This window comes from Rhodococcus sp. LB1 (assembly GCF_001583455.1).
In the GTDB taxonomy this organism is placed as follows: Bacteria; Actinomycetota; Actinomycetes; order Mycobacteriales; family Mycobacteriaceae; genus Rhodococcus_F; species Rhodococcus_F opacus.
The window spans coordinates 1-1,198 of record NZ_LTCZ01000270.1 but is presented as its reverse complement, the minus strand read 5'-3'; the positions used below and the strand labels follow the sequence as shown (position 1 = coordinate 1,198).

The window sequence follows — 1,198 nt, the reverse complement described above, 5'->3', positions numbered from 1 at the left end:
CCTGCCGCTTTCATGCGAACTCGTTACCTGACGGGTGTCGCTAACGAAGAATGGTGCCCTGACCTGGGATGATTCGACTTGTCTAAGGTCCGAGTCATCCGAGTTCGAGGAGCACCATTCAGGTGGGCAAGTCTACGTCCCCGTACCCACGTCTGTCCGCATCGGCCACCGGAACCGGGGTCGTGTCGCATGCCGGCTCGGTTCTGTTGTTGCGCACTGCCGAGAAGACGGGGTTGACCGATGCCCTGTCGGTGGCCCTGTCTCCCTGGCGAAAGCCGTTGTCGCGCCACGATCCCGGCAAGATCGTGCTCGATCTGGCGGTGGCCTTGGCGCTCGGCGGTGACTGCCTCGCCGACATCGCCCAGTTGCGGGCGCATCCGGAGGTGTTCGGTCCGGTCGCCTCCGATCCGACGGTGTCCCGCTTGATCGCCACCCTCGCCACCGACGCCGATATGGCCCTGTCGGCGATCGACACGGCCCGTGCCGCAGTCCGCACGGCCGCGTGGTCCGCGGCCGGGGACCGGGCACCCGACGACGACATCGACGAATACCACCCGCTGATCATCGACCTGGACGCCACCCTCGTCACAGCGCATTCGGAGAAGGAACACGCGGCACCGACCTTCAAACGCGGCTTCGGATTCCACCCGTTGTGCGCGTTCGTCGACCACGGTGGCGAGGGCACCGGGGAACCGGTGGCGATGCTGCTGCGAGCCGGCAACGCCGGCTCGAACACCGCCGCCGACCACATCACCGTCGTCAAGAAGGCGTTGGCGCAGTTGCCGTGCGATCCGGGATATCGGGTCGGCCGCACGATCCTGATCCGCACCGATGGTGCCGGCGGCAGCCACGCGTTCCTCGAGTATCTGACCAAGCGACGGCTGTCGTACTCGATCGGGTTCGGGCTGACCGACGCCATGGTCACCGAGATCTCCTCGATCCCGCAGGACGGATGGACACCCGCCTACGACGCCGACGGGCAGGTCCGCGACGGCGCTTGGGTTGCCGAACTCACCGATCTGGTCGACCTGTCGTCATGGCCGGCCGGGATGCGGCTTGTCGTGCGCAAGGAACGCCCTCACCCTGGCGCGCAGCTGCGGTTCACCGACCACGACGGGCTGCGGTTGACCGCGTTCGTCACCAACACCCGCCACGGCGGGCTCCCCGACCTCGAACTACGCCACCGCCGCCGCGCCCG

Annotated in this window: 1 protein-coding gene; it reads left to right on the top strand. The window is 67.4% G+C overall.

The window, feature by feature from the left end:
* Positions 1-122: 122 nt before the first annotated feature.
* A partial coding sequence (locus AZG88_RS28975; protein WP_061699862.1) for an IS1380 family transposase occupies positions 123-1,198 on the top strand: 1,076 nt, incomplete at its 3' end.